This window comes from Nocardia otitidiscaviarum NBRC 14405 (assembly GCF_000308635.1).
In the GTDB taxonomy this organism is placed as follows: Bacteria; Actinomycetota; Actinomycetes; order Mycobacteriales; family Mycobacteriaceae; genus Nocardia; species Nocardia otitidiscaviarum.
The window spans coordinates 17,183-37,199 of sequence record NZ_BAGD01000046.1 but is presented as its reverse complement, the minus strand read 5'-3'; the positions used below and the strand labels follow the sequence as shown (position 1 = coordinate 37,199).

Genomic DNA, 20,017 nt, shown 5'->3' with positions numbered 1-20,017 from the left:
CGACGGCGTTCGCTAGCCCACTTTCACGGCATCGGTCACGAAGACCAGGGTCTCGTTCGGCTTCATGCCGCCGCGGCTGCTGGAGCCGTAGCCCAGCTCCGGCGGGACGATGAGCAGGCGGCGGCTGCCCTCGGTGACGCCCTCCAGGCCGGTGTCCCAGCCCTCGATGACCATGCCCTGACCCAGGGTCAGCGGGAAGGTCTCACCGCGGTCGAAGGAGCTGTCCAGCTTCTTCTTGTCCGACCAGGTGACGAGCGTGTAGTTCATGGTCAGCTGATCGCCCGCCTTGGCGGCCGGGCCGTCGCCGACCACCAGATCCTTCACGACGAGCTGTGTCGGCGGATCGCAGTCGTCCGGAATGGTGATCTCGGGAGCCTCGCCGAACCCGCCGGTGACGCCGATGTCCTCGGCGGTGCATTCGCGGCCCTTGGACGCGGTGGTCTGCGGCAGCGCCGCGACGCTGGTGGACTCGGTGGTCGTCGAGTCGGCGGACTTGCTCGTGTCCTCACCACAGCCCGCCAACGCCAGCACGGCGCAGGCCGCCACGCCGATCGACCCGATCCTGCCCACCACGCGCATCCGCATCTCCTCGCTGCCTATCCGGCCACCCTGTGGGCGGCGATGTCCGCGCCGAAACTACACGAACGAGCTGAGCGGCCACCGAACTCGCCGCACCCGACACCGGTACGGGGTGAATTCGATTGCGGGTGACATGCGGGTGGGAGACGATCGCCGGGTGCTGTTGACCATTACCTGTACGCGACCGGAGGACGCCGCCTGGACGGCGGACGACCTGGGCTATCTGCTGCACAAGAACCCCGCCAAGGTGCAGGCGTTCGAGCAGTCGTACGGCATGGCGCACGTGCTCTACCCCGAGGCGACCGCCCAGCGCTGCACCGCGGCACTGCTGCTGGAGGTGGATCCGGTTCGGCTGGTACGCGGAAAACAACGCGGCACACCGGAATTCAGCCTCGCCCAGTATGTGAACGACCGGCCGTACGCGGCCTCGTCCCTGCTGTCGGTGGCGATCGCCAAGGTGTTCGGCTCGGCCCTGCACGGCCGCTGCGCCCAGCGCCCCGAACTGCCGGACCTGGTGCTGCCCCTGCGCATCGACCTGCCCGCGGTCCCCTGCAAGGGCGGCCCGGAAGCGGCCGAGCGCGTCTTCGCGCCCCTCGGCTGGACCGTGGTGGCGACGCCACTGCCCCTGGACCCGGCCTTCCCCGAGTGGGGCGAATCCCATTACCTGCGACTGGAACTCACCGGCGCACTGCGCCTGGCGGACGCCCTCGCCCACCTCTACGTCCTGCTCCCCGTCCTGGACGGCAGCAAACACTACTGGCTCGACACCACCGAGATCGACAAGCTGCTGCGCTTCGGCGCCGGCTGGCTCGCCGACCACCCGGACCGCGAATGGATCACCCGCCGCTACCTCTCCCGCCGCCACACCCTGGTCCGCGCCGCCCTGGCGCGCCTGGCCGAGGTGGATGACCTGGAACCGGAGGATCTCGGCGCGATCGAGGAGAACCTGGACGACACAACCGATTCCGAGAGCCTCGCCGCCGAAGCACGCGTGGTGGAAGGAGACGACGCCGGGAAAACCACGGATGCCGCGCACAGCACCGACGCCGCGAACTCCACCGGCGGGAATTCCCCGGTCCAGAACATCGAGCCCGTCGTCACGACATCGGCACCGGTCACCACCGCATCCACACCACACCGCACAGCGGCGACCGGCACGACCCCGGCACCACACCCGGAGCTCGCGGTCGGCACCGCGCCGTCGGTCACACCGGACGCCACCGTGCCGCACCCGGCCACGCCGGAAGCCCGCACGGCGAGCACGGCAGCCGTGTCGACAGCGGCCGAAGCCGCACCCCGGCCACCGTCGCTGGCCGTCACCCGGCGCGCCGCCGTCATGCGCGCACTGCACGAGGTCGGGGCGCAGCGGGTGCTCGACCTGGGCTGCGGTGAGGGCGCGCTGCTGCGGGAACTGGTGGCGGATCGGGCGTTCACCGAGATCGTGGGCGTGGATGTGGCCGTGCGGTCGCTGCATATCGCCAAGCGGCGGATGGCGCGGCTGCCGGAGTGGCAGGCACGGCGGGTGAGTCTGCGCCAGGGCGCGCTGACCTACACCGACGCGTCGCTGCGCGGGTATGACGCGGCGGTGCTCATGGAGGTGATCGAGCATGTCGACGCCTCCCGGCTGCGCGCGCTCGAACATGCCGTATTCGGTTCCGCCGCACCGGCAGCCGTACTCGTCACCACCCCCAACGGCGAGTACAACTCGCTCTACGAGGGCCTGCCCGCGGGCAAGTTCCGGCACGCCGACCACCGCTTCGAGTGGAGCCGCAGCGAATTCGCCGCCTGGGCGCGCGGCGTCGCCGAAACCTACGGCTATGCGGTGCGTTTCGTTCCCATCGGCCCCGAGGACGACGCCCTCGGCCCACCCACCCAGATGGCGGTGTTCACCCGACCCGCCACCGACGATACGAAAGGAGTCGTGTCATGACCGCGCTGTCCATTCCGGAACTCGCGCTCGTCGTCCTCGTCGGCAGTACCGGCTCCGGTAAATCCACCTTCGCGCGCAAGCACTTCCGCTCCACGGCCATCGTGTCCTCGGATGCCTGCCGCGGCATCGTCAGCGACGACGAGAACGATCAGTCCGCCACGCCCGACGCCTTCGCCCTGCTGCACCACATCGCCGGGGTGCGGCTGCGTCGCGGCCTGCGCACCGTGGTGGACGCGACCAATGTGCAGCCGCAGGCCCGCAGGGAACTGATCGAACTGGCCCGCGCCCACGACGTCCTGCCCGTGGCCATCGTGCTCGATGTCCCGGACGCGGTGTGCCTGGAACGCAATACCCGGCGCCCCGACCGCGCCCACCTGGGCAAGCACGTGGTGGTGCGCCAGCAGCGCGATCTGCGCCGCAGCCTGCGCCACCTGGAGCGCGAGGGCTTCCGCAAGGTGCACATCCTGCGCGGCGTCGCCGAGATCGACGCCGCGACCATCGTGAACGAGCGGCTGTGGAACGACCGGCGTGACCTCACCGGCCCGTTCGACGTGATCGGCGACGTGCACGGCTGCCGCTCCGAACTCGAGACCCTGCTCGGCACGCTCGGCTACCGGGTCGCCCGCGACGAGGACGGCCGCCCGGTGGACGCGCACCACCCCGACGGCCGCACCGCGGTGTTCGTCGGCGACCTGGTGGACCGCGGCCCGGACACCCCGGGCGTGCTGCGCCTGGTCATGGGCATGGTGGCCGCCGGAAACGCGCTGTGCGTCACCGGCAATCACGAATTCAAGCTGGTGCGCGCCCTGGACGGGCGCAAGGTCAAGATCGCGCACGGCCTGGCCGAATCCATGGATCAGCTGGCGGCCGAGGACGAAGCCTTCCGCAAGGCCGCGCACGAGTGGTGCCGGGCACTGGTGAGCCACTACGTGCTCGACGACGGCAAACTCGTTGTCGCGCACGCGGGTTTGAAGGAGGAGTACCAGGGCCGGGCCTCCGGCCGGGTGCGCTCGTTCGCCATGTACGGCGAAACCACCGGTGAGACCGACGAATACGGGCTGCCGGTGCGCTACCCGTGGGCGGACGACTATCGCGGCCGGGCCATGGTGCTGTACGGGCACACCCCCGTCACCCGTTTGCAGTGGGTGAACAACACCCTGTGCCTGGATACCGGCGTGGTGTTCGGCGGCCAGCTCAGCGCCCTGCGCTATCCGGAGAAGGAGACCGTCTCCGTCGCGGCGGAACAGGTGTGGTTCGAGCCGGCCCGCCCGCTCCAGGATCCGGGTGGGGCGACCGAGGCGGTGCGCCGCGATCCGGGCGTCCTGGATCTCGACGATGTGCTCGGCCGCCGGGTGGTGCAGACGCGCTACCTGGACCGCGTCGGCGTCCAGGAGGATGCCGCCGCCGCGGCGCTCGAGGTGATGAGCCGCTTCGCCATCGATCCGCGCTGGCTGGTGTATCTGCCGCCGACCATGTCCCCCTGCGCCACCTCGGCCGTCGACGGTCATCTCGAGCATCCGGCGGAGGCGTTCGACTACTACCGCTCCGAGGGCGTGGCCACCGTGGTGTGCGAAGAGAAGCACATGGGTTCGCGCGCCGTGGTCATGGTGGCGCGCTCGGCCGACACCGCCCGCGACCGCTTCGGTATCGACGACGGCAGTACCGGCGCGGTGTACACCCGCACCGGCCGCCCGTTCTTCGACGCGCCGGAGGACACCGAGGCGCTGCTGGCCCGCGTTCGCGCGGCGGCCGAGAAGTCCGGCCTGTTCGAGGAATTGGCGACCGACTGGCTGCTGTTCGATACCGAACTGCTGCCCTGGTCGGCCAAGGCACTGGGCCTGCTGCGCTCCCAGTACGCGGCGGTGGGCACGGCGGCGCGGGCATCGCTGGGAGCCGCCGAATCGGTACTCGCCGCGGCGGTGGCGCGCGGTCTCGAGGTGGGCGACCTGGCCGCCCGCACCGTCGACCGGCGCACCGACGCGGAGGCGTTCACCGCCGCCTACGGCCGCTACTGCTGGGCCACCGACGGCCTCGCCGGAGTCCGCCTGGCCCCATTCCAGCTGCTGGCCGCCGAGGGTGCGAATCACGCACTGCGCGACCACACCTGGCACCTGGAGCGCATCGACTGCCTCATCACTGCCGACCCGGAACTGTTCACACCCACCCGCCGGATGATCGTGGACCTCACCACCGCGGCCACGGCGACGGAGGCGACCGCAACAGCTGCCGACCCGGCCGCGGCGGCCCCGCACGTCAGCGAAGCCGCCGCGACCGCCTGGTGGACCGAGCTCACCGCCGCCGGTGGCGAGGGCATGGTGGTCAAGCCCCTGGCTTCCTTCGTGACCGGTACCGGCACCCGGAGCAACCGCCCGGTTCAGCCCGGCGTGAAATGCCGCGGCCCGGAATACCTCCGCATCATCTACGGACCGGAATACCTCCGCCCGGAGAACCTGCAGCGCCTGCGCCAGCGCGCCCTCGGCGGCAAACGCTCCCTGGCCCTGCGCGAATACGCCCTCGGCCTGGAGTCCCTGGACCGCTTCGTCACCGGGGAACCCCTGTGGCGCGTCCACGAGGCGGTCTTCGCGGTCCTCGCCCTGGAAACCGAGCCGATCGACCCCCGGCTGTGACCGACCGCCGGGCGCTCAGTCGCCCGGCGGCGTCAGCCCGAACGACCGCAGCAGCGCGAAAACCTCATTGCGGTACAGCTTTTCGGGGTTGGTGGTCTGCGCTCCCAGGTTCCCCCGAATCTCGAGCGACACCAGCCCGTGCAGGTGTCCCCAGATCCGCAGCGCCACCGCGATGACTGCCGGTGGGAGATCGGGGAACTCGGCCCGGGTCTCCTCGGCCAGCCTCGGATCGAAATCCGACCACTCGAACCGGTAATCGGCGTACAGCGGTGCGGCGGTCGGCCACGCGCCTGCCGCCAGCTCGGTCAGCCCGGCACAGACCCGGTGCTCGGCCTCGGGCGCGGCCCCGCCTTCCGGCGGCTGGTAGCCCGGCACCGGGTCGCCGTAGACGAGCCGGAATCCCTCGGGATTGGCTACCGACCAGTCCCGGAAAGCGCGCGCCCACGCCATGATTCGTCCGGCCACGTCATCGCCCGGCCGCGCGTCCCGCGCCGCGATGACCGCATCCGCCAGTTGGCCGTACACATCCCGGATGAGCGCCGTGACCAGATCATCGCGGGTGGCGAAATAGCTGTACACGGCATTGGCCGTCATCCCCATCTCGCGTGCGATGGCGCGCAGCGTGATCGCGCCGGGCCCGCCCGCGGCCATGAGCCGCAGCGCGACCTCCTTGATCTCCGCCGTCGTCTCGGTGCGCCGCCGCTCCCGCCTGGTCGCTGTCATCTCACCACTCGCATCCCGCCACTCTACGAAAAGCGTGCGAGAAACTCACGTTGCGCAAATACTTCACACCGTATAGTTTTCTCACGGGGCATAGATACACCTTCCTTCCCCGCCCCGACCCCAGCTCCAGGAGAAGTCCATGTTCATCGGAGTCATCGGCGCGACCGGCAATATCGGCCGACGCGTGGCCACAGAGGCGCTCATGCGCGGGCACCACGTCACGGCGTTCTCCCGCGACGCCACGCAGCAGCGCTCCACCGACCCGCGTCTCACCTGGGCAAGCCTCGACGTCTTCGACACCGATGCGGTCGCCGCCCGGCTCCCCGGCCTCGACGTCCTGATCAGCTGCTACCAACCCGGCAATGCGGCAAGGGATTTCGATGACACAGTGGCGCGGTCGATCGCCGATCCCACGGCGTACGCGACCGTCGCGCGGTCACTGTTGCGAGCGCTCGAGACCCACCCCCGCACTCGGCTGCTGGTGGTCGGCGGCGCGGGCAGCCTGGAGTCCGCACCGGGCACGGTGCCCGCGGACGACGAACGCCTCGGCGACATACTCACCGGCCTCGGCCTACCCGCCGCCTACGCCGCGGCCGTACGCGGCCACCGGGAAGCACTCGATGTGCTGCGCACCTCGAATCGCCGCTGGACCTACTTCAGCCCCGCCGAGCTGATCGAACCCGGCGAACGCACCGGCCGCTTCCGCCTCGGCACCGATCAGGCCGTGGTCGCCGCCGACGGCACCAGCCGCATCTCCATGGAGGACGCGGCGGTGGCACTGCTCGACGAGGCCGAACTCCCGCAGTTCGTCCAGCGCCGCTTCACCATCGGCTACTGAACCGCCAGTTCGGTGAGCCGATCGAGGAAGGCGCGCTGGGCGGCGATCAGGCGGTCGCGGGCCGCCTCGGGCGAAAACCATGCGGCGCGATCCACTTCCGGGAACGAGGCGAGGCGACCGGAGCGGGGCGGCCACTCCATCTCGAAGGTGCCCGGGGTGATCAGGGTGGGGTCGAGGTCGGCCTCGATCGCCCAGGCGCTCACCTCTTTGCGGGCGCGGCCGCTGCCGTAGGCCACCTCCCCGAGGGCGATCCATTCGCCGTCGGGCACGGGCAGCCCGAGTTCCTCGGTGAACTCGCGGCGGGCGGCCGCGGCGGCGTCCTCGGTCTCCGGGTCGTACTCACCCTTGGGGATGGACCAGGCGGCGGTGTCCTTGCGGGACCAGAACGGACCGCCCATATGGGCGATCAGCACCTCGAACTCGGGGGTGCGGCGGAACAACAGGACGCCTGCGCTGTACCTGGTCATGCGGGCAGTGTGCCAGGAGCCGGGGACAATCCCGAAGGGCGGGACGGGAGCTTCACGACAAATTGGGCGGGTCGGTATGAAACGGCCTGACCTGCGACAGGTTCCACTAGGCTGCCATGCGTTCGCTCGCAGACACCTGATGATTGGAATACCGCATGGAGTTCCGCAGCACCACCGCGGCAGCCACCCTGGTGATCGGCGCACTCACCCTCGGAGCGGCGCCGGCACACGCCCAGCAGCCCGAGACGCCGAATCTCGCGTACTCGACCACACTGGTCGACAAGACGGTCGTCACCGTTCTCCGAGGTGGCACCTTCGAACTGTCCAAGGGAACCAGGCTCGAGGACGGCGGTGTGGAACGCCTGACGGAGCGCGACGGCACCCTGGTCCGCGCCGACGGTTCCGCCGCCGATCCCGCCCGCACGGTCGACATCGTCGACGTCAAGGACGCCACCGGCGCCGTGGCGGTCGCGCTGCCGCTCGACTTCCGCTTCGGCGAGGTCTCGGTCCCCGTGCGGCCCGCCTTGGACGAGGACGACACGGTGCTGCGACTCACCCCGGAAAAGCCTGCCGGACTGGACATCTCGCAACCCCTGGCAGTGAAACCCGTTGCCTCCGAGGTGGAGAACCAGCGCGCCCTCAACAACCTCGCCACCCACTTCGGCCTGGCGACCGCCATCGGCGGCTTCGTCGGCACCGCCATCGGCGCGACAATCGGCTGTGTCGCAACACTGGTGGCGGGCTGCATCGGCGGACTCGCCACCGGCGCCAGCGTGGGCGGCATCATCGGAACCATCGTCGCGGGCGGCCCCGCCCTCATCGCCACCGGTATCGAATACCTCACCACCGTCCAGGCCCCCGACGGCACCACCAGGTGGGCCGACAAGCCCAAGCCCCAAACCGCCGCCCCGGCCCAGGCCGAACCGGCGAAGTAGGCCGGACACCCCGGCAGCCGCACCCGCAAGCCCCGCGAGGCCGTTCGCGCTGTCGCGGAATACCTTTCGCGAACACCGATCCACCGAGCCCACCCGCCCCCGTCGGCGGGTGGGCTTCGCCGTGCCGCAACCCGCCGGGCAGCGTCCCGACACCACCGCGAACTCCGTTGCACCCCAACCCCCGAACGCCATCGAGCAACCGAGTGGCGAATTCCAGATGAACGATGCATTGAATGACTGGGCCTAACGATTTCTCAATGCGAGAGTCGGTTACGGGGACAGTGGGTGGCGGCACATGAGGGGGCCGCCACTCGCCACCCCGTTCCGCGATCCGAGACGCTGTCGTATGTCTCCGCGCGTCTCGACGATGGAGCAAACCGCTGTCGGCTGATGTGCTTGTCCTATGACGGATTCGACAGATGCTCGTGGGTTCGCAGCCGACACCGGGACACGGCCATGGTGACCGGGCGGGGCGCGCCCACGCCGGGTCGGCGGGCCGATCGACCGGGAGGCGTGGACCGCTGGCTGCTCTCCGCGGCAGCGGCGGGTACGGCGATCAGCGGTGGGGTGTTCTTCGACTTCTCCTTCGTCGTCATGCCCGGTCTGCGCGAACTGCCTCCCGCGGTGGGGATCGAGGCCATGCAGGCGTTCAACCAGACCGCGGTCCGGCCACCATTGATGGTGTTGATGTACGCCACCGCCGGGCTGTGCGCCGTGCTCATGGTTCGAGCGGTGATGAGCTGGAACCGATCGAGATCACCATGGATTCTCGCCGCAGCGGGCGCTTTCCTGTTCGCCGCGGTCGTCGTCACCGGTGCGGCCAACGTCCCCATCAGTGCGGCGATGGACGCGCTCGACCCGTCGGGGACGGACACGGCGGCACGGTGGGATGAACTGCTCACACAATGGATCTGGTGGAATCACGCACGGACCCTGGCGTCGATCGCGGCCGCGGTCGGACTACTGATCGCGCTGCGATCCGGCGACCAGCGGGATCCATCCCCGTGAACTGGACTGTGATGTGTGGTCGGGGTGACAGGATTTGAACCTGCGACCCTCCGCTCCCAAAGCGGATGCGCTACCAAGCTGCGCTACACCCCGTTATCGCCCGGCGGATCCGCCGGGCCTACCCCACCGAACGGGAGAAACCCCGGTCAGAGCGGGTGACGGGAATCGAACCCGCACCATCAGCTTGGAAGGCTGAGGTTCTACCATTGAACTACACCCGCACGGCGCGACGACTCGGTGCGAGCACCGTTTGTCGTGTGCGGAAGAGACTGTACCGAACCTCACTCCGGAAATGCCAATCAGGCATGTCATCGGCCTGTCCGGCGGGCGTGGCGGGGCGGGCGCTCGTGATCGGCACCAACGGGACGCGCGGTTCGTTGTGAGCTCTCCGGAGAGTTCGCGCCGCCCCTCGGCGCGTCGCGGAAGACACGCGAAAATCGGATGTAACACGGCGGTGTCGTTCACCGATCACCCAACCGTTCGCCATTCGCGAGGTATCGCGAACCCGTTCCAGAACTTGGGTTTTCGATGCCGAGTGGCTTGCTAGGATCCTTTTTGTCCGGACGGGGGTATCTGGAAAGGGGGCGGTGAGCATGCGCCGAGTGTGGTGTGACCGACCGCGTAGCAGTGAGCACGAACCGAGTGAGCACGAACCGAAGGGTGTGACCGGCCGGAGGGCCCGGAGCGACAGCCTCGGCCTGGATCCCGACCGCGTCGGCGCGGAGTGAGCGCATGCCCATCCGACTCGACGCACGGACCGCCACGATGATCGCGGCAACCACCAGGGAATGGGTACGGACGGTATACGCGGGGGGCAATGGAACCGGTGCCGTTCCGGCCATGCCGCCGGAGGAGTTGGAGGCGGTCTTCGCCGACGTCATCGACGACCTCATGGAACTGGCCGCGTCCGAGCCGTTTCCGGTACTGGCCGCACGCACCATCGGCCGCCGCCTGGCCGCGCCGCCGCTGGAGAGCACGCGCATGCTCGCACCCGCCAGCCGCGCCCTGCTCGGGCTGGCCCCCGGCGAATCCGGATCGCTGCTCGCCACCCGCTGGATGTTCGTCGCCAGCCAGGCCATCGACAGTTATGCCGAGGAGCTGCAACAGCGCGCCCTCGCGCAGCAGGAGCGCAACCTCACCGAGGCGGTGTCGGTGCGGGTGCAGGAGATCGCCGCGCTCCAGCACCGATTGCGGCACGAGGCCACCCACGACGCCCTGACCGATCTGGCGAACCGGTCACTGTTGCAGGAGCGGGTGCGGTTGATGGCGGCGGACCCGGCACGAGGGGTGGGGCTGCTGCTCATCGACCTGGACGACTTCAAGCAGATCAACGACAACTACGGCCATGCGGTGGGCGACGAGGTGCTGGTGGCCATCGCGGAGCGGCTGCGCGCGACCTGTCCGCCGGAGGCGGTGATCTGCCGGTACGGCGGCGACGAGTTCGTGCTGGCCGTGCCGTCGCGGCGCAATACGCTCGGCGAGCTGGCCATGCGGGTGCTGGCCGCACTGTGCCAACCCGTGGCCTCGATCACCGGGTCGGTGCCGGTCTCGGCGAGCGTGGGCACCGCGTTCTGCCCGCCGGATCGCGACTGCGACTTCTCCGATCTGCTACGCAGCGCCGACCGCGCCATGTACTCGGCCAAGACCGCCGGTAAGCGGCAGTTCGCGGTGTCGGAGTTGGACGCGGAGGAGCCCGAGCCGGGGGGAAACCGCGCGGGCTACGCCGCCGTGGCCGGGTGAGCGAGCCTCCACAAACGAGTAGCAAATAGCAGGCAACTCCCGCCGCGTACGCTGGAACACGTGGCTACGGTGCTGATTCTGCTGATCGCGATGGTCATCGTCCTGGGTGTGGTGATGGTCGTCGCGCAACGGTCCCGGACCACCACCCGGCTGGCCGATGCGAAGGCCGACGCCCGCCGCGTCATCGACCGCCTCGGCGGCCAGGTCTACAACCTCACCGGCACCGACGCGGCTGCGAAACAAGCCCTGGCCGATGCCGGGGAGCGTTTCAACGCCGCGGGTGCGCAGATCGAGCAGGCGCGGACGCCCGCCCAGGCGCGACTCGCCAAGGAGACCGCATTGGAGGGGCTGTACTACGTGCGCGCCGCCCGCACCGCCATGGGACTCGATCCGGGACCGGCGATTCCGGAGCTGGACGGCCAGCGCACGGCGGGCAAGGTCAGCGAGGACCGCGTGGTCGATCTCGACGGCCGCCGCATCGAGGCTTCCCCGACACCGTCGCCGCGCACCCCGAACTACTACCCGGGCGGACGCGTCGCCGGGCGACCCGTGCCCGCGGGCTGGTATTCCGAACCCTGGTGGAAGACAGCGCTTGTCGCGGGCGCGTGGGGTGTCGGTTCGGTGCTGCTGTTCGACGCGCTCTTCAGCGGTATGTCGGGGGTGGGCTACGACGCGACCGCCTTCGAGCAGGGCTATGGCGACGGGTTCCCGACGGGCTTGGAGACCGGAAGTCAGGGCGACGCGGGGTATTACGACGAACCGGGCGGTTACGACGGCGGCTACGACTCGGGCGGCTATGACTCGGGCGGCTATGACTCGGGCGGCTATGACGGCGGTTTCGGTTCCGGCGGGTCCGATGGCGGTTTCGATTCCAGCGGATTCGATTCCGGGGGATTCGATTCCGGGGGATTCGATTCCGGGGGATTCGACGGCGGCTTCTGACCGACGGCTCGGCGCGGCCGCCACTACCGATCCGCCTACTCGATCGGCCGCAGCAGCCGCGCGACGGTGGCGCGGACGAACGGCCGCGGATCCTCGGGATGCTCCGGATCGATATTCAGGAATGCCGCGTCGACGACCGACAGTATCCAGCGGGCGGTAGCGGCCGCGTCGAACCCCGGATCGAGCTGTCCCGCAACCATCCCCCGCTCCAGCAGCGTCGTCAGCACCTCGGCACTGCGCCGGGTGTCCTCGGCGACCACCCCGGCGAGTTCCTCGTCCTGATCCAACCGGCGCAGCAACTCCACCATCAGCCCCGGCGCCACCGGATCCAGCGCCTCCGCCGCCAGACCGTCGACCACATCGAGGATCGCCGCGAAGCAGTCGGCGCGGTCGAGATGCCGACCGTACAGCTCGGCGTGCTCGGGCAGCGACTGCTCGAAGATCGACCGGAAGACCGCCGCCTTGTCCCGGAAGTAGTAGAAGACGGACCCCGAGGTGAGCCCGGCCGCGCGCGCGATCTGCGCGGCGGTGGTGCGCTCGTACCCCTGCGCCGCGAACAGTTCCGCCGCGGCCTGGGTGATGCGCGCCCGCCGTTCGGCTACACGATTCGGGTCGACAGTTCGGGCCATATCAGGCAATCTATCATTAACTAACTGAGCAGTTAAAGATATCGCGAGGAGGCTGGATTGCCATGGTGGCGTTGCGACGCGGACTCCGACGCTGGGTGCTCTATCCGCTGATCTTCCTGGTCGTCGCGCTCCTGGTGGCGGTGGTGGCGGGGTACGCGTTCTACCGGCTCACGCTGTACAAGGCCGGGCCGGCGCAGAGCGGGCGGCTCGCGCTGACCGGCGGCACGGTCCTGCTGGGACCCGAACTGAACCCGGTGGCGAATGCGACCGTCCTCATCGAGAACGGTGTCATCGTCGCGGCCGGACCGGATGTGGAGATACCCTCCGACGCCGAGCGCCGGGATGTGTCCGGCCGTACCGTCCTGCCCGGGTTGATCGACTCCCATGTGCATCTGAGTTCACCCGAGCGGGAGCGTGGGGAGGAGATCGGTTTCTGGGATATGCCTGGTGTCGTGGCCGACTGGGTCCGCTACTACCCGGGCAAGCGGAAGGACTTCCTGCGCCACGGGGTCACCACCGTGCGCAGCATGGGTGACGAGAACGCCTGGGTGCACGACTTCCGTCGCGAGATCGCCGAGGGCGAACTGGAGGGCCCGCGGCTGCTCATCGCGGGGCCGATGTTCACCACGCCGGGCGGCCATCCCATCGCGACCTTCGGCCTGGAGCGGAATTCGGATGCGGTCCGGGTGCCGAGCAGCCCCGAGGAGGCGCGCGAGCTGGTGCGCACCCTCGTCACCGGGGACGATCCGGTCGACCTGATCAAGGTGATCCAGGAACGCGGCAACCCGGAACGCAAAGTCCTGGAACCGATCCGACCCGACATCCTGGCCGCCATCATCGACGAGGCGCACCGACACCACACGAAGGTCTTCGCGCACTGGGGAACTCGCGAAGACCTCGCCGACCTGGTAGCCGCCGGCATCGACGGCCTCGACCACCTGGAACCGCGCGGCGTCCGCGACGGCTGGCCGGACGGCTTCCCCGAAACCCTTGTCCAACAGGGCATTACGCTGGCACCGACACTCGCGGTCACCGACCCGGGCTTCGACGAGGACACCAGGAGGGCCATCTACGAACGCCTGCGCGAGTTCCGCGACGCGGGCGGCCGCGTCATCGCGGGCAGCGACGCGGGCATGCCGGGCGTCCACGCCGGAGACGGCCTCCTGCGCGAGATCGAACTCCTGGTGGCAGCGGGCCTCACCCCGCACGAGGCCATCACCGCGGCCACCGTTACCCCGGCCGCCGCCCTGCGCGCCGACACCATCGGCGTCATCGAACCGGGCCGCGCCGCCGACCTGCTCATCGTGCGCGGCGACCCGCTCAGCGACATCAGCGCACTGCGCGCCGTCGACACGGTACTGCGCGACGGCCGATCGGTGGTCGCGAACGACTAGCGCCTCGGGACAAGATCACCAGCGAACGTCAGCTGGGCTGGCATCCCGGACACCAGAACAGGTTTCGGCCCTCCATGACCGAATGCAGGACGGTGGTTCCGCATAGGCGGCAGGGTTCGCCCTGGCGACGGTAGACGTAGGTGCGAGGTTTGTCGGGGGCGTAGGCCGGAGCGCCGTGATCGTGTTCGCGGCGGACCACGACGATCTTGCCGCGGCGAACCCCGACCTTCAGCAGGTCGCACAGGTCCGACCACAGGTCATCCCAGTCCTCGGCGGTCAGCTTCACGCCGGGGCGGTGGGGTGAGATGCCATGGCGGAAGAGGACTTCGGCGCGGTAGACATTGCCTACTCCGGCGATCACCTTCTGGTCCATGAGCAGTGCGCCGATGGGGCGCTGGGAGCGGCGGATGCGGTGCCAGGCGCGGTCGGGGTCGGCATCGCGGCGCAGCGGGTCGGGGCCGAGGCGGGCGGTGAGCGCGTCCACCTCGGGTTCGAGCAGGACCTCGCAGGCGGCGGGGCCGCGCAGGTCGGTGCCGTAGGGCTCGCCGCTGCGGCCCGCACCGACCAGGCGCATGCGGACCTCGCCGACCGGATCGCCGAGGGGCAGCGGAGATTCGGTGAACTTGCCGTAGAGGCCCAGGTGCACGTGGACGACCAGACCCGAATCGTAGTGGTGCAGCAGGTGTTTGCCCCAGGCATCGGCCTTGGTCAACACCTGGCCGTCCACCAGCGCCGCACCCTCGGCGAACCGGCCCTGTGGGCTCGACACGCGCACCACTCCCCCGGCGAAACGCTTGTGGTGCGATCTCGCCAACCGATGCAGCGTATGCCCTTCAGGCACGGGTGATTCGGGTCCTCTCCTGGATATCCGACGTCGGAGTCGGCGCCGGGCGGCCGGTTACGCGCCCCTCCGAGCGAAGGGGCGCGCGGTCGGCCGGGCTCAGTACGCGGGCACCTCGGGCGCGACGCCGGTCTTCTCGTACTCCGCCAGGATGTCGATGCGGCGCTGGTGGCGCTCCTCCTCCGACCACGGGGTGGCGAGGAAGGCGTCCACGATGGCGAGCGCCTCCTCGGTGCTGTGCATGCGGCCGCCGATGCCGATCAGCTGGGCGTTGTTGTGCTGACGGGCCAGCTGCGCGGTCTCCACGCTCCAGGCCAGGGCACAGCGAGCGCCCGGCACCTTGTTGGCGGCGATCTGCTCGCCATTGCCGCTGCCGCCGAACACCAGGCCCAGGCTGCCCGGATCCGCGACCGTGCGGCGGGCGGCCTCGATGCAGAAGGCCGGGTAGTCGTCGAGAGCGTCGTACTCGAGCGCACCGCAGTCGACGACCTCGTGACCGGCCGCCCGCAGGTGTTCCTTGACGTGGTTCTTCAGTTCGAAGCCGGCATGATCGGCACCCAGGTATACGCGCATGGCTGCGATTGTGTCAGGCCGCCCGGAGCCGACGCGCCCGGGGATGACCCGCCCGCTGGACCGACCGGCCGACGGCAGGACTGCCTAAAGTTCAGCCCATGACGTCCGATGATCGACCGCAGTCGATGCCAGCGCCGCCGGATGCCGGGGGCGCGACACCGCCGACCACCCCGCACCCGGCCGCGTGGAATCCGGTCACCGGGATGGCCGGGTGGAATCCCAAGGTCGGTCCGCCCGGTTGGGCCCCGCAGACCGGGTACTCGCCGCCGCAGGTTCCGCCGCACGACGGGACGCGCGGCCTCTCGCCGTTCGGCATGCCCGCCCGGCACAGCTGGGAGATACCGCTGCTGGTGATCGTGGTGGTGCTGACCAGCTTCGCGTACCTCTTCTCGATTCTGTTCCTGCTGGTCGGGGCGATCAACGAATACGTGCTGATCCTGCTGACCGCGCCGGTGCTGCTGTGGCTCGGCCGTGGCATGAACTACGCGACCATGCGGCTCAACGCCGTGAAGATGTCGCCCACCCAGTTCCCCGAGGGATACCGGATGGTGCAGGAGGCGGCCGCCCGGTTCGGGATGACCCAGGTGCCGGACGCCTACGTGCTGCTCGGCAATGGCGCGATCAACGCCTTCGCCTCCGGGCACGGATTCCGGCGGTTCGTCGTGGTCTACAGCGACCTGTTCGAAATCGGCGGCAAGGCCCGCGATCCCGAGGGGCTGGCCTTCATCATCGGCCACGAGGTGGGGCATATCGCCGCGGGGCATGTGTCCTATTGGCGGCAGCTCGGCATGTTCCTGGTGCCGTTCCTGCCGATCCTCGGCAACTCGCTCATCCGCTCGCAGGAGTACACCGCCGACAATCACGGCTACTGCAACCGGCACACCGGCGCCCCCGGGGCCATGCAGACCCTCGCCGCGGGCAAATACCTCAACGCACTGGTCGGCTTCGACGAAATGGCCAACCGCGCCGCCCAGGAAAAGGGCTTCATGGTGTGGATCGTCAACGCCATGTCCAGCCACCCCGTGCTGACCTGGCGCATGTGGGCCCTGCGTGACCGCAGCCGCCACGGCAGGCTCTTCCTCCGCCCCACCCCACCGACCCACCACGGCCCGATGTTCGGGGCCACACCGACCGGCGGCCACCCGACCCCGCCGCACAGCGGCTTCCCAACCGGCGGCTACGGGCCGTCGCCGATCGCCACGGGCTATCCGCCACTCCCCGCGACCGGCCACCCGCAGGGCCCCATGGCCGGTGGCAGCCAGCAGGCCCACACCACCGGCGGCTACGAGCGGTCCAGCACCGGCGCGTACCCGCAGGCCCCGACCACCGGTGGCTATCCGCTCCCACCCACGGTGAGCGACCGACCTGCCGGACCGAGCGCCGGATTCCAGCGACCGACCGAGAATCCCTAGGGCACAACGCCACGCCGACCTGTCGGCCGCTCGGCCCGGCTCCTCCGAACATCGGACCGCTCACACACCCCGGTACGAAGCATCGCCACCAGGGTTCACAACCCGCTCTCCGTGTGCGTGTCCGACACGGTGCGGCCGGGGGTAGCAGCGGATGTGTTCACGGCCGAGCGGTGCGCTGTGCTCAGCGGTGTGCCCGTCAGTCGAAGACCGGGTCCTCGGTGCGGGTGCGCTTCAGTTCGAAGAAGTGCGGATAGGAGGCGAGGGCCACGACGCCGTCCCAGACCTTGCCCGCCTCCTCGCCGCGCGGGATGCGGGAGAGCACCGGGCCGAAGAAGGCGACATCGTTGACGTGGATGGTGGGGGTGCCGACATCCTTGCCGACCTTGTCCATGCCCGCGTGGTGGCTGGCGCGCAGGGCCTCGTCGTAGTCGGTGGAGGTGGCGGCTGCGGCCAGTTCGGCGGGCAGCCCCACCTCGGTGAGCGCGTCGGCGATCACGGCCTCGAGGGTGGCCGCGGTGGATTCCCGCTCGTATTCGGCGCGCCGGTCGTGAATGCGGGTGCCCATGGCGGTGTAGAGTGGGGCGAGGATCTTGTCGCCGTGATCCCGGGCGGCGGCGATGGCGACGCGGACCGGGCCCCAGGCGCTGGCCATGAGTTCCCGGTACTGCTCGGGCAGATCCTCCCGGTCCTCGTTGAGCACCGCCAGACTCATGACGTGGAAGCGTGCCTCGATATCGCGGACCTGCTCGACCTCGAGGATCCATCGGGAGGTGATCCAGCACCACGGGCACAGCGGGTCGAACCAGAAGTCGACGGTGTCCTTCTTGCTCACGGGGAAGTCCTTTCGGGGGGCGGGCACGGCCATACCCCAGTGGCAACAATGCGCGATTGTGCCGATATTTCCTCCGGGCGCACGCGGATGCGCGTTAGGGTCGGAGGAAGTCCCGTCGTAAACACCCGCAGCATTCGCGTCGCAGGGAGGTGTCGGCATTGACCACAGCATCCAGGTTCGTCATCGCAGGCGGGGGGCTGGCGGCGGCCAAGCTCGCGGAAGCCCTGCGCGCCAATGATTTCGACGGCACGGTGACCCTCATCAGTGCGGAGGAGCATCTGCCCTACGAGCGACCGCCGCTGTCCAAAGAGCATCTGCTGGGTAAGAAGTCGCTGCCCGACTTCACGGTGGACCCGGCGTCGTGGTACCGCGACCACCATATCGAGGTCATGCTCGGCACCACCGTCACCGCCATCGACCGCACCACCAAAACCGTTGCGCTGCCGGACGGTACGACACTCCCCTACGACAAGCTGGCGCTGGCCACCGGTTCCCGCCCGCGCAAGCTGCCGGTGCCGGGCATGGACGCCGAGGGCGTGCACACGCTGCGCCACATCGAGGATTCCGACACGCTGCTGTCACTGTTCGGCTCGGCGGGCAGGCTGGCCGTGATCGGCGGCGGCTGGATCGGCCTCGAGGTCGCCGCGGCCGCCCGCAATGCCGGGGTCGAGGTCACGCTGTTGGAAGCGGAGTCGACCACGCTGAAGGGGGTGCTCGGCCCCGAGATGGGTGAGGTCTTCGCCGACCTGCATCGCGCGCACGGCGTCGACCTGCGCACCGAGGTACGGGTCGCGGAGATCCTCACCGCCGACGGCAAGGCCACCGGGGTGCAGCTGGCCGACGACACCCGCATCGACGCCGACGCCGTCCTCGTCGCGGTGGGCGCGCGCCCGAATATCGAACTCGCCGCCGACGCCGGACTCCCCACCGAGAGCGGAGTGCTGGTGGACGAGAGCCTGGCCACGGGCGACCCGGATATCGTGGCCGTCGGCGATATCGCCGATCAGCAGCATCCGGTGCTCGGGCGGCGGATCCGGGTGGAGCACTGGGCGAATGCCCTCAACCAGCCCGAGGTCGCGGCCAAGACCATGATCGGCAAGTCGGCCGTCTACGACCGACTGCCCTACTTCTTCACCGATCAGTACGACCTCGGTATGGAGTACACCGGGTATGTGGCGCCACGGCAGGAAGCGCGGGTGGTTGTGCGTGGCGACGTGGGCAGGCGCGAGTTCGTCGCCTGCTGGCTCGACAGCGCCGATCGCGTGCTGGCCGGAATGAATGTCAACGTCTGGGACGTGACCGATCGCATCAAGCAGTTGATCCTGAGCGGCGAATCGGTCGATCCGGACCGTCTCGCCGACCCGGCATCACCACTGTGACCACCGTCACATCACGGCCGTAACGAAGTTCGCACCGCAGGTCCTCGGCATCCTGGTGCACCGCTAAGGGGATTTCGACTCCGCCGAGGACGCCGTGCAGGAGGCACTGGTCGCGGCCGCCCTGCAATGGCCCAACGAGGGCGTGCCGGAGCATCCGCGCACCGGGTGGATCACGCGGCGGCGGAGCGGAAGGCGGTGGGGCTCATACCCCGGTAGCGTTTGAAGGCGGCGCTGAAGCCGAAAGGGTCGGCGTAGCCGACGGCCGTGGCGACCTGGGCAACGGTGAAGTCGGTGCCGGTGAGGAGATCCTCGGCCTCGTCCATGCGGTACTCGGTGAGGTAGGTCAGCGGCGGGCGGCCCATGAGTTCGGCGAAGCGTTTGGCGAACAGGGCACGGGAGACTCCGGCACGCTCGGCCAGCGAGGCGACCGTCCACGGCGCGGCCGGACTGCCGTGGATAGCGTGCAGCGCGGGGGCGATCACCGGATCCGCGAGGCCGCGATAGAGGGTGGGCGCGTGCGATCCCGCGCGGTCGAACCAGGTGCACAGGGTGCAGACCAGCGCCCAGTCGAGCAGCCGGTCCATGATCGCGCGGGAACCGGCCGGGCGGGCGGCGCACTCCTTGACGATCGATTCCATCCAGTCGCAGGTCTCGGCGTCCTCGCGCACCACGAGCACCGGGGGCAGCGCCCGGAGCAAGCGTTCGTGGCGGCGGCCGGGCGCCCGGTACGCGCCGACGATGAGGGCGGTCGCCTCGGGTGATTCAGCGCCCCAGTGGATTCCGCTCAGATCCACGGCAGCGCAATCGGCATCCGCGTCGAAGCAGGCGATCTCGTACTCCACGTGCGGCATTCGCAGCGACGCGACATCGTCGACGAGGTGGAACACCTCGGGACCGCGCACGATGACGGTGTCGCCCTTGCTCACTCGCGTCTCGCCACCATCGGCCAGCACCAGGGTGCCGCCGCCGCGCAAAACGGTGACCATGGTGAGCGGGGCGCGGTCGGCGAAACGAATGGTCCACGGCGCTTCCAGCACCGCGTGACTGACCACCGACCCCTCCGCGCGAATGCCGTTCAGGAGTGAACTCACCGGATCCATACCCACCAGAGTAGACGAACTCCTATCCTTCGAAGCGTTTCTCCCATGGATCGTCCATTCGATCACCG

At 69.6% G+C, this 20,017-nt stretch carries 17 protein-coding genes, 2 tRNA genes and 1 pseudogene; 10 read left to right on the top strand and 10 right to left on the bottom strand.

The genetic code is table 11. The features are described from left to right. Nucleotides 1-12: 12 nt before the first annotated feature. Nucleotides 13-579, bottom strand: a complete 567-nt coding sequence (locus ON31_RS08365) for an FKBP-type peptidyl-prolyl cis-trans isomerase (protein WP_039811243.1) — start codon at nt 577-579, stop codon at nt 13-15. Nucleotides 580-736: 157 nt separating this feature from the next. Here ON31_RS08365 and ON31_RS08360 point away from each other — a divergent pair, with 157 nt between their 5' ends. Both ON31_RS08360 and ON31_RS08355 read left to right on the top strand, forming a co-directional pair. Then, entirely contained in the window at nt 737-2,509 is a 1,773-nt protein-coding gene (locus ON31_RS08360) for a 3' terminal RNA ribose 2'-O-methyltransferase Hen1 (protein WP_051036983.1), read from the top strand. Next, the gene (locus ON31_RS08355) at nt 2,506-5,136 is read left to right on the top strand and encodes a polynucleotide kinase-phosphatase (protein WP_039811179.1); all 2,631 of its coding nucleotides are present in this window, start codon (nt 2,506-2,508) and stop codon (nt 5,134-5,136) included. The genes ON31_RS08360 and ON31_RS08355 overlap by 4 nt, the downstream gene beginning before the upstream one ends. A 15-nt stretch (nt 5,137-5,151) precedes the next feature. On the opposite strand, the gene ON31_RS08350 is transcribed toward ON31_RS08355, so the two are convergent. Next, nucleotides 5,152-5,859, bottom strand: coding sequence for a TetR/AcrR family transcriptional regulator (locus ON31_RS08350; RefSeq protein ID WP_039811177.1), 708 nt, complete (start codon nt 5,857-5,859; stop codon nt 5,152-5,154). 139 nt (nt 5,860-5,998) lie between these two features. Between ON31_RS08350 and ON31_RS08345 the strand changes: the two genes are divergently transcribed. Further along, complete coding sequence (locus tag ON31_RS08345; protein ID WP_039811173.1) at nt 5,999-6,697, top strand: NAD(P)-dependent oxidoreductase; 699 nt, start codon at nt 5,999-6,001, stop codon at nt 6,695-6,697. Here ON31_RS08345 and ON31_RS08340 read toward each other — a convergent pair. After that, the gene (locus tag ON31_RS08340; RefSeq protein ID WP_039811170.1) at nt 6,691-7,164 is read right to left on the bottom strand and encodes an NUDIX hydrolase; all 474 of its coding nucleotides are present in this window, start codon (nt 7,162-7,164) and stop codon (nt 6,691-6,693) included. The two genes, ON31_RS08345 and ON31_RS08340, sit on opposite strands and share 7 nt — an antisense overlap. Before the next feature lie 155 nt (nt 7,165-7,319). Between ON31_RS08340 and ON31_RS08335 the strand changes: the two genes are divergently transcribed. Both ON31_RS08335 and ON31_RS08330 read left to right on the top strand, forming a co-directional pair. Beyond that, entirely contained in the window at nt 7,320-8,099 is a 780-nt protein-coding gene (locus ON31_RS08335; RefSeq protein ID WP_051036982.1) for a DUF8020 domain-containing protein, read from the top strand. Between the two features lie 456 nt (nt 8,100-8,555). Next, complete coding sequence (locus tag ON31_RS08330; protein ID WP_051036979.1) at nt 8,556-9,107, top strand: anthrone oxygenase family protein; 552 nt, start codon at nt 8,556-8,558, stop codon at nt 9,105-9,107. A gap of 16 nt (nt 9,108-9,123) precedes the next feature. Here ON31_RS08330 and ON31_RS08325 read toward each other — a convergent pair. Both ON31_RS08325 and ON31_RS08320 read right to left on the bottom strand, forming a co-directional pair. Next, a tRNA-Pro gene (locus ON31_RS08325) sits at nt 9,124-9,200 on the bottom strand. Between the two features lie 57 nt (nt 9,201-9,257). Then, nucleotides 9,258-9,328: transfer RNA gene (locus ON31_RS08320), tRNA-Gly, on the bottom strand. A gap of 511 nt (nt 9,329-9,839) precedes the next feature. Here ON31_RS08320 and ON31_RS08315 point away from each other — a divergent pair. Together ON31_RS08315 and ON31_RS08310 are read left to right on the top strand one after the other, a co-directional pair. Next, nucleotides 9,840-10,847, top strand: a complete 1,008-nt coding sequence (locus ON31_RS08315; RefSeq protein ID WP_051036978.1) for a GGDEF domain-containing protein — start codon at nt 9,840-9,842, stop codon at nt 10,845-10,847. Between the two features lie 60 nt (nt 10,848-10,907). Next, nucleotides 10,908-11,789, top strand: coding sequence for a hypothetical protein (locus ON31_RS08310; RefSeq protein ID WP_039811164.1), 882 nt, complete (start codon nt 10,908-10,910; stop codon nt 11,787-11,789). Nucleotides 11,790-11,824: 35 nt separating this feature from the next. On the opposite strand, the gene ON31_RS08305 is transcribed toward ON31_RS08310, so the two are convergent. Continuing rightward, nucleotides 11,825-12,418, bottom strand: a complete 594-nt coding sequence (locus ON31_RS08305) for a TetR/AcrR family transcriptional regulator (RefSeq protein WP_039811161.1) — start codon at nt 12,416-12,418, stop codon at nt 11,825-11,827. A 62-nt stretch (nt 12,419-12,480) separates the two neighbouring features. On the opposite strand from ON31_RS08305, the gene ON31_RS08300 reads away from it, so the two are divergent. Continuing rightward, nucleotides 12,481-13,812, top strand: a complete 1,332-nt coding sequence (locus ON31_RS08300) for an amidohydrolase family protein (RefSeq protein WP_039811158.1) — start codon at nt 12,481-12,483, stop codon at nt 13,810-13,812. A gap of 28 nt (nt 13,813-13,840) precedes the next feature. Here the strand turns inward: ON31_RS08300 and ON31_RS08295 are convergent, their stop codons facing one another. Both ON31_RS08295 and ON31_RS08290 read right to left on the bottom strand, forming a co-directional pair. Further along, entirely contained in the window at nt 13,841-14,653 is an 813-nt protein-coding gene (locus ON31_RS08295) for an Fpg/Nei family DNA glycosylase (protein WP_039811155.1), read from the bottom strand. Between the two features lie 99 nt (nt 14,654-14,752). After that, the gene (locus ON31_RS08290; RefSeq protein WP_029927041.1) at nt 14,753-15,226 is read right to left on the bottom strand and encodes a ribose-5-phosphate isomerase; all 474 of its coding nucleotides are present in this window, start codon (nt 15,224-15,226) and stop codon (nt 14,753-14,755) included. Nucleotides 15,227-15,429: 203 nt separating this feature from the next. On the opposite strand from ON31_RS08290, the pseudogene ON31_RS08285 reads away from it, so the two are divergent. Continuing rightward, nucleotides 15,430-16,314 (top strand): annotated as a pseudogene (locus tag ON31_RS08285) (M48 family metallopeptidase); the annotation flags it as partial. A gap of 520 nt (nt 16,315-16,834) precedes the next feature. Here ON31_RS08285 and ON31_RS08280 read toward each other — a convergent pair. Beyond that, a complete protein-coding gene (locus ON31_RS08280; RefSeq protein WP_039811153.1) occupies nt 16,835-17,503 on the bottom strand; it encodes a mycothiol-dependent nitroreductase Rv2466c family protein in 669 nt (222 codons plus the stop codon). 125 nt (nt 17,504-17,628) lie between these two features. Here ON31_RS08280 and ON31_RS08275 point away from each other — a divergent pair, with 125 nt between their 5' ends. Next, entirely contained in the window at nt 17,629-18,849 is a 1,221-nt protein-coding gene (locus ON31_RS08275; RefSeq protein ID WP_039811151.1) for an NAD(P)/FAD-dependent oxidoreductase, read from the top strand. A gap of 170 nt (nt 18,850-19,019) precedes the next feature. Here the strand turns inward: ON31_RS08275 and ON31_RS08270 are convergent, their stop codons facing one another. Further along, complete coding sequence (locus ON31_RS08270) at nt 19,020-19,949, bottom strand: AraC family transcriptional regulator (protein WP_218007296.1); 930 nt, start codon at nt 19,947-19,949, stop codon at nt 19,020-19,022. Nucleotides 19,950-20,017: the final 68 nt, after the last annotated feature.

Bases quoted from the DNA above. Each gene is read 5' to 3' on its own strand.
- ON31_RS08365 (WP_039811243.1), bottom strand. From the start codon at position 579: ATGCGCGTGGTGGGCAGGATCGGGTCGATCGGCGTGGCGGCCTGCGCC.
- ON31_RS08355 (WP_039811179.1), top strand. From the start codon at position 2,506: ATGACCGCGCTGTCCATTCCGGAACTCGCGCTCGTCGTCCTCGTCGGC.
- ON31_RS08350 (WP_039811177.1), bottom strand. From the start codon at position 5,859: ATGACAGCGACCAGGCGGGAGCGGCGGCGCACCGAGACGACGGCGGAG.
- ON31_RS08345 (WP_039811173.1), top strand. From the start codon at position 5,999: ATGTTCATCGGAGTCATCGGCGCGACCGGCAATATCGGCCGACGCGTG.
- ON31_RS08340 (WP_039811170.1), bottom strand. From the start codon at position 7,164: ATGACCAGGTACAGCGCAGGCGTCCTGTTGTTCCGCCGCACCCCCGAG.
- ON31_RS08335 (WP_051036982.1), top strand. From the start codon at position 7,320: ATGGAGTTCCGCAGCACCACCGCGGCAGCCACCCTGGTGATCGGCGCA.
- ON31_RS08330 (WP_051036979.1), top strand. From the start codon at position 8,556: ATGGTGACCGGGCGGGGCGCGCCCACGCCGGGTCGGCGGGCCGATCGA.
- ON31_RS08315 (WP_051036978.1), top strand. From the start codon at position 9,840: ATGCCCATCCGACTCGACGCACGGACCGCCACGATGATCGCGGCAACC.
- ON31_RS08305 (WP_039811161.1), bottom strand. From the start codon at position 12,418: ATGGCCCGAACTGTCGACCCGAATCGTGTAGCCGAACGGCGGGCGCGC.
- ON31_RS08300 (WP_039811158.1), top strand. From the start codon at position 12,481: ATGGTGGCGTTGCGACGCGGACTCCGACGCTGGGTGCTCTATCCGCTG.
- ON31_RS08290 (WP_029927041.1), bottom strand. From the start codon at position 15,226: ATGCGCGTATACCTGGGTGCCGATCATGCCGGCTTCGAACTGAAGAAC.
- ON31_RS08280 (WP_039811153.1), bottom strand. From the start codon at position 17,503: ATGGCCGTGCCCGCCCCCCGAAAGGACTTCCCCGTGAGCAAGAAGGAC.
- ON31_RS08270 (WP_218007296.1), bottom strand. From the start codon at position 19,949: ATGGATCCGGTGAGTTCACTCCTGAACGGCATTCGCGCGGAGGGGTCG.